The 7,267-nt window shown below is 67.4% G+C and carries 7 protein-coding genes and 1 pseudogene; 5 read left to right on the top strand and 3 right to left on the bottom strand.

Annotated elements, in window-relative coordinates; translation table 11 throughout:
* From U9980_RS02400 to U9980_RS02380, 5 genes and pseudogenes are all read left to right on the top strand, one after another.
* Window positions 1–781, top strand: a pseudogene (locus U9980_RS02400) (cell division protein FtsK); the annotation flags it as partial.
* Window positions 782–900: 119 nt separating this feature from the next.
* Window positions 901–1,824, top strand: a complete 924-nt coding sequence (locus U9980_RS02395; RefSeq protein ID WP_322766483.1) for a hypothetical protein — start codon at window positions 901–903, stop codon at window positions 1,822–1,824.
* 58 nt (window positions 1,825–1,882) lie between these two features.
* Window positions 1,883–2,146: a hypothetical protein gene (locus U9980_RS02390; protein ID WP_322750282.1), complete on the top strand. Its 264-nt coding sequence runs from the start codon at window positions 1,883–1,885 to the stop codon at window positions 2,144–2,146.
* Window positions 2,147–2,545: 399 nt separating this feature from the next.
* Window positions 2,546–4,051 (top strand): trehalose-6-phosphate synthase, encoded by a 1,506-nt coding sequence (locus tag U9980_RS02385; RefSeq protein ID WP_322766503.1) that lies wholly within the window; start codon window positions 2,546–2,548, stop codon window positions 4,049–4,051.
* A 136-nt stretch (window positions 4,052–4,187) separates the two neighbouring features.
* Entirely contained in the window at window positions 4,188–4,382 is a 195-nt protein-coding gene (locus U9980_RS02380; protein WP_322750280.1) for a hypothetical protein, read from the top strand.
* Between the two features lie 21 nt (window positions 4,383–4,403).
* Here U9980_RS02380 and U9980_RS02375 read toward each other — a convergent pair whose 3' ends face one another.
* The 3 genes from U9980_RS02375 to U9980_RS02365 all read right to left on the bottom strand — a co-directional run bounded on the left by U9980_RS02375 (window position 4,404) and on the right by U9980_RS02365 (window position 6,871).
* Entirely contained in the window at window positions 4,404–4,931 is a 528-nt protein-coding gene (locus U9980_RS02375; protein ID WP_322750288.1) for a histidine phosphatase family protein, read from the bottom strand.
* Window positions 4,932–5,211: 280 nt separating this feature from the next.
* On the bottom strand, window positions 5,212–5,580 hold the full coding sequence (locus U9980_RS02370; protein WP_322750279.1) for a WhiB family transcriptional regulator: 369 nt from the start codon (window positions 5,578–5,580) through the stop codon (window positions 5,212–5,214).
* Window positions 5,581–6,184: 604 nt separating this feature from the next.
* Window positions 6,185–6,871 carry an NlpC/P60 family protein gene (locus U9980_RS02365; protein WP_322766482.1) on the bottom strand — a complete coding sequence of 229 codons (687 nt, stop codon included), beginning with the start codon at window positions 6,869–6,871 and terminating at the stop codon, window positions 6,185–6,187.
* Window positions 6,872–7,267 lie beyond the last annotated feature (396 nt).

Here is a 7,267-nt window from a genome sequence, read left to right as displayed (position 1 = left end):
GGACGATGGGGAGGTCGCCGAACCGTTGGCGCTCGTCGGGGTTCCCCTCGATCTGCATCCCGCCGCCGTTGGCGTCCGCTTGTCCCCGCTGCCAGGACGCAACCTGGCGGTTCTCGGACCGCTGCGGCGTGAGGCCGTCGGCGTGCTGCACGCGGCCGTCACGAGCCTGGCAGCCCAGGCCGGGCCGGACGGGCTGGGGGTCGACATCGTCGCCGTCACCGGCGAGATGGCCCCGGTCGCCGACATCCTGGCCGAGCGGGTCCGGGCCTTCGGCCAGGCTGCCGAGGTTCATCCGCCGGCCGCCCTGCGCCGCGTGCTGGCGCAGACCAGTGACGCGGTGCGGGCCAGGGAGGAGTCGGCACTGGCGGTGGGGACGGGCCCGCAGCACGGGCCGGCCCAGCCGCTACGGCTGCTCGTCCTGTTCGCCGCCGATGCGGGGCGCGGGGTCCTTGAGGCCAAGGACCCGGTCAGTCGTCGCTCCGGCCTGGATGATCTGCGTTTCGTGACCCGCCGGGGCCCGGTTCAGCGGGTGCACCTGCTCGGCTGGTGGCGCGGCCCAGGTCGCCTGCTCGATGACCTTGGTCCCACGCATCGGGACGACGTCGGGGCATGGATCGCGGTCGGCGTTCCCGGCAATGATCTGTTCAGTCTCGCCGGAAACCGGTCGGTCACGGCGGTGACAAGCGCCAACCGGGCAGTCCTGTTCGACCGCAACGGTCAGGCGGAAGCACGCACGATCATCCCGTTCGCGCCGTTGCAGCGGCGGGTGGACGCACGATGACCGGGCCGGTCATGGGAGTTGACCACAACGGTCACGGCAACCCGCGGTCGACCTCCGATGGAACCCACGGTTACCGGGCGTTGGTTGGTATGCCCGACCAATTGGGTAGATCTCTCCCTGTGCCCGACGGTGAGCCCGATCGTGACGGCGGCGACCTGCGTGATCCCCGTGATCCCGATCTCGACGATCCGAGGATCGCGATCGCGCAGTATCGGGCGCTGCTCGCCGAGCTTGACCAGGCTCGCACGAAAGTGGCGGACCGGGTACTGGCCGGCCGGGAACGGCGCGCTGCGCTGGCGCGCACGCACCGGGAGTCCGCCGATGCCATCCGTTCCAGAGTCGACGAAGTGTGGCGGACGGTGGCCGAACCCCTCGCCCATCACGGCATCAGTGACCTCGACCAGCTTCGCCCCGCTCCGGTGACGGAATCCGATCATGACGATGTGGCTGCGGTGGCCCTGCGCAAACGTACGGACCGCTCAGCCGTTCGGGCCACGCACCGTCGCGGTGCTGGCAGCGGGCGCGGGCGGTCCACCGGCACGGCGCTGGAGCGCACGGCCCGCTCGGGGCGGCCCGCCGTGGGAGCCGATGATCCCGTCGAATTCGACCCGGCCGCAGCGCCGGCCCGCGCTCACGAACTGTGTCTCACCGCGATGGGGCACGCCGCCGAGCTGCGGGCGATCACACGGGCGGGCCCGACGACGTCCGCAGCGATGATCATCGGGTTGGCCTGTCTGCTGGTAGCCGGCACGGTCACCGCGCTGCGGGTGTTCCTCGGCGTCGAGGCGCTCGCGTCCCTGGCCGGTGGCGCGCTGGTCGCCGGCGTGTGCGTGGTGGTCCTCACCGACGCGAGCCGCATCGAGGTGGCCCGGGCAGCGTTGCTCGGAGCGGGTACAGCCGGCGCCGCGGTGCTGGCGACCGCCCGGGTCGCGCCCCTGAACCCACCTGGCTTGATCGCTTCCCTGGTGGCGGTTGTGCTGGCCGTCCGCTTCGGGCTCGGCATCGGAGCACCGCGAGATCCGCGAGATCCGCGGCGCACATGAACCGGCGGTTGTCCGGATCCGATCCCCGCGGCGGCGACAGAAGAAGGGCAGGATCTCTGTGACCAGCACCATCGCCGACGTCAAGTCCCAGCTTGGCGAGGCGTTCAAGCGCACTGATGAGGTCGTCGGCCAGTTGGACGGCGCGTTGACCATGATCGAAGAAGCGCAGGCGATCGTCCTGGCTGCGACCGACGGCAGCGCCCACCGGGCCGTGGAACAGCTGACGAGCGCCCTGATGGAAACCCGCGAGCGCATCCAGGAGTCGCTGGCAGCTCTGGGATCCGCTGTCCAGGAGGTCCGGGACTACAGCGACGGACTTTGAAGTGCCCTCATGGGGCCATTAGAGTATTGATATAAATCAACTAGTTGTGAGAAATAGCACAAATTTTCGCGACCGATGGCCCGCGTTCGGTTGTCAGCGTGTCGCGGATGAAGATCTGGGTAACAATTCCGCGGGTTGTCCGCGACGCGATGCATCCTTTAGCCGGCCTTACTAAAGTCCGAGTTGTCCAGTCGGTCGCCGACGGTATGATCATGGTTTCTTTCGTGCCACCGTCGGCCCGACTAGGACAAGCCGGGCCGACGGTGGCGCGATCACGGCTCCTGCCGCGCCGTCGGCGGCCCGGGAAAGTACCAACGCATGGCAGTTCACGGGTCCGGCATCCGTCCGGCGCCGCTGCCACGCGACTGAGGAGGCCGCACCACCGTGCCGGTAAGCAGAATGCTCGACCTTCCGCTTGTACTTCTGTCCAACCGCGGCCCGGTGAGCTTCGACCGTGACGCTTCGGGACGAACGGTCACCCGAGGGGCGGGGGGCCTCGTTTCAGCGCTGTCGGGCCTCGCCGAGCACCTCGACGACGCCGTCTGGGTCTGCGGGGCGGCGACCGCGGAGGACACCGTGGTCGCAGGCGAAGCGCTGGGCGGTTCGATCGTCGTCCAGACCTCGCCGGCGCCGCATGTGGTCGAAGGAGACGCCGACGGTCCCACCATCCGGGTCCACCTGGTCGTCACCGACCCCGCGGCCTATGCAGATTTCTACAGTGTCTGGTCGAACCCGATCCTGTGGTTCATCCAGCACGGACTGTACGGTCGGGCGCTCTCGCCCATCATCACCCAGGCCGAGCATGACGCGTTCGAGCACGGCTACGCCGCGGTCAACCGGGCATACGCGGACGCCGTCGCCGACGAAGTCCGCGCCCGCGGTGGCAAGGCCCTCGTTCTGCTGCAGGATTACCATTTTTACCTGGTTGCCGAACGGGTCCGGGAACTGTGCCCGGACGTCGTGCTCACCCACTTCGTCCACATCCCGTGGCCAAGCCCGGACGAGTGGCGCGTGCTGCCCGCCGGCATCCGGGAGCGGCTGCTGCGCGGGCTGCTGGGCAGTGACGTCGTCGGCTTTCACACCCGGCGTTACGCCCGTCACTTCGTCCTGTGCGCACAGGAACTGCTCGGCCTGGACGTCGACCTCGACAACCTGCTGGTCACAGTCGGCGATCGGACGGTCCGGGCCCGGTACTACCCGATCTCGGTGGACCCGGCCGCGCTCGATGCGATCCTGGGCACCGAAGAGGTCGCCGCGCATGTCGCCATGCTGCGGTACGCCTTCCTCGACGGGGACCGCCAGCTCATCCTGCGGGTGGACCGCACCGATCCGAGCAAGAACGTCGTGCGCGGCTTCCTCGCGTTCGGCACGCTGCTCGACCAACATCCGGAGCTGGTCGGAAAGGTCAGTTTCCTCGCGCTGCTCCAGCCGAGCCGCACGGACGTGCCCGAGTACGCCGACTACATCGCATTGATCGGCGCGGTTGTCGCCGAGATCAACGCCCGGCACACCAAAGACGGGCAGCAGCCCATCGACCTGCGGATGGCCGAGGACTTCCCACTTGCGGTGGCCGCCTACTCGATCTGTGATGTGATTATGGTCAACGCCATCGCGGACGGGATGAACCTCGTGACCAAGGAGGTCGCCGTGGTCAACCGCCGCGGCGGCGTGCTGGCGCTGTCGGAGAACGCCGGCGCCCACGAGGAGCTCGGCGAGTACTCGGTGACGCTGCATCCCTTTGACGTGCAACAGATGGCCGACGCCCTGTACGAGGCCCTGACCATGCCGGTGGAGGAACGCCACCGGCGTCTGGCCGCGGCTGCCGATCAGGTGCGCACCCATGATGTGGGACGGTGGCTCAGCGAACAGCTGGACGACCTCGCGCGGCTCGCCGGCTACTCGTAAACCCCTCGTAACCCTGCTTAACCTGCTGAGCCCGACTGAACCCGGCTGGAGCCGTCCACCTCGGCAGGTTTCCACCGCGCCTCGCGGGTAGTGTCAGCGTCGGCAGAGTTTCGTGGACGACATAAGGGGAGCGGACGTGGCGGGTTCGGGCGGTCACCACAAGGCGAACACGGGTTCGTGGGCCGCGGTATTTCTGATCATCGCGGCTTTCTCGATCGGGACCTTCGCGCTCGTGCTCCACTCCGTTCCCCTGTGGATCGTGACCGGCGTGGCGCTGGTCGCCGGCATGATCACCGCGGTCGCCTCCGGCATCATGGAACAGGCTTACTGACCCGACCCCGCCGTCCGGTCGTCAGCGGCTGGACGCGCTCGTCAGCGAGCGCGGGGTGACAAACGACACCAGGCGGGTCGTACTGGGTCCGAGTTCCGCCCAGCGACCCACGGCGAGGTCCTCCACCGCAAGCGCGGCCGTGGGAAAGGTCGGAATGCGGGGACGCTCGCCGACCGGCAGCAGACCGGCCGCCAGCGCCTGCATACCGGGGTTGTGGCCCACCAGCAGGACGGTGGGAACGCCGTCATCCAGCTCCCGGAGACGGTCGAGGAGATCGGCGACATCGGCGAGATAGAGCCTGTCCTCGGTCAGTACCGGGACGTCAGGCGGAAGTGCCCCGGCAATGTGCTCAACGGTCTGGCGGGTGCGGCGTGCGGATGAACACAGCACCAGGTCGGGGATGAGCTGATCAGCGCGCAAATGCTCCGCGATGAGCTCGCACGCGGCCCGGCCGCGAGGCGACAGCGGCCGCTCGGCGTCCGGGGTCGAGCTGTCGGCCCAGTCCGACTTGCCGTGACGCAACAGCAGGAGACGACGCGGCGGCCTCACCACGCAACCTGCGTGGACGTGGCGGACAACCGGACGCCGTGACCAGGCGCGGAACACCCTGACACGAAGCTCCTCCTCGGACGGCAACGACACGCAGCCTGCCCATCCCGGCCCGGGGCGTCAATGGTTCCTTTCCGCACCGTCGAGGTAGGCGGCCGGATCCGGCAGATTAAGGAAGTCCCGCGGCCGGCTGGCTCGTTGGCCCCGGTGTGGCGTCGACCACGAGCCGGCGGACGCCACACCGGGGGCAACGAGGATGTCGCCGACGGAAGTGATAAGATCAGCTCGTAGCGTAGGTGGACAGTAGGAGGCGATCGGCATAGGCCAGCGCGTCGTCCGCGGTCAGCCGGCCGCGCGGCACGATTGAATTACGTTGATCTGACGTAAGCCCACCCCACACGCCGTGTTCCTCCTGACGGAACAGCGCTGTGGCCAGGCAGGCCCGTCGTACCGGACAGCTCGCGCAGATCTTACGGGCTCGGATTTCGGCAGCGGCGCGGGCCTTGGTGTTACGCCCGTCCGGTGGGAAGAAGGCATCGGGATCCCCGTCCCGACATGCCGCGTCCTGGCGCCAGTATGCGGGCCAGCCGGGGCCGTAGGGCTGTGGCGGGAGGTCTCGTCCGGGCAGGACCGGTACCCCGGCGCTCATGGCCTTGCGCCGATCATGGTTGCATCCGTGCGCAACGTGGACAGGGAGTTGGGAACGGCATCGCTACCGGAGGGTAGCGAACGCGGCTGACTGGGCATACCGTCTCCTGCTGGACATCGCTTGTGGCGGACATAACAGGGACGAGCACCACGTAGATGTGTTGTGACGCACATCTACTCTGCTCGGGTGGGACGACGACTCGGGTGGGACGACGACTGTTACGAAAAGACGACGGCACGGTTCACCGGCGTGGAGTGCACCGCATCGCTGGCGCCATGTACACCGGAAACGAACCTGTCTCGTCTCGTTAACCGAGGAACGTAGACGGCTCTCGACCGGATAGCAAGGGTTCCGGAACGGTCACGTCCGCGGTTTGTGTCACAGGTCGCATCGTGATGTCGCCGGTCGCCGCGCGGTCGCAGATGTGAAACTCGCAGTATGCGATGTAGTACATCTTGTGAATGCCCGGCCCGCCTTGTGGGCGGCGAACCGGGCATTTTGGATATTCCGTGGTCAGCCGATGGCGAGTGCGGTGATCGCAGTGATCACAAGCGTGAGTAGGATCACAACGATGATCGCCGGATCGAAATAGGGACGAATACCTTCATACCCGCCCGATACGGTAGTTATCTGTCCAGATCAGCTGATACTGGACGTATGTGCCGGGGCGACGAGAAATGATCATCTGTCCACCGCCGGCATACAGGCCGTCGTGATACGCCTGCCCCTGATCGTCCAAAAAGAAGATCACATCACCTGGGCGGACGTCGGCCCGGCTGACCGGAGGTAGCGCATCGAACTGCTCGTAGGTCGTGCGAGGCACCGATACGCCCAGTTGCGTGTAGACGTACTGGATCAGACCTGAGCAGTCGAAGTCGTTCGGGCCGGCACCGCCATAGCGATAGGGCTTTCCGATCTGCTGTGCGGCAACCGCGACCGCTGCCGTACCCAGTGAACCCGAGCCGCCGGTCGGCTCCGGCGGCTGCGCCGTTGACGTGCCGAAGAGCGCGCCCCAGGTCAACGGGCCGACAATCCCGTCGGTCACCAGACCGGCGCCAGCCTGGAAACTCCGGACGGCGCTCTCGGTCCGCGGTCCGAATTCTCCGTCCGCGGCGATCCCCAACCGGCTCTGGACCTGCGCAACCGTCTCCCCGCGGCTTCCTCGGCTCAACAGTTGGCCCGGGTACTCCAGCGCCGCCGCTTGGACGGTACTGGACGGCGAAAATTGCGAACTGTACCAGAGTGCGTCGGTCAAAGACGGTGCGATATTCACCGACGGGGTGATAGTCACCGCTGGTCCGACATGCGTGGTTGGCTCGCTCGCGGTGGCCGGACACGGCGCAAGAGCCACCGCGACGGCAACAGCACAGGAGACCGCGGTGACCGTCGGTGAGACTGCGCGGCTTGAGATGGACATTGCCATCGCCCCTCTGCCGCCGTCCGGGCAGTGCACCCGGGTCCCGTCCGCGTGCGTGTCGCCGGCACGGGGATGCGGACGGGCCTCGGCGGTCATCCCCGTTACTCACCGTGACAGTGAGCACCCTTACGCTAAGAGACTGACGAAGAACTTTCAGTGATACTAGTTACCAAGGGTGACGGTCTCTAGCTGTAACACGATCATGGAGAGCCGGTTGCCCGATAGCGGACGCACACCACCGAGAGCGGCCAGAACGGCCGAAAGCCGGCG

The organism is Protofrankia sp. Cr1, from assembly GCF_963555865.1.
In the GTDB taxonomy this organism is placed as follows: domain Bacteria; phylum Actinomycetota; class Actinomycetes; order Frankiales; family Frankiaceae; genus Protofrankia.
Note: the sequence above shows the minus strand (reverse complement) of the source record. Positions and strands in the feature narration are given on the sequence as shown.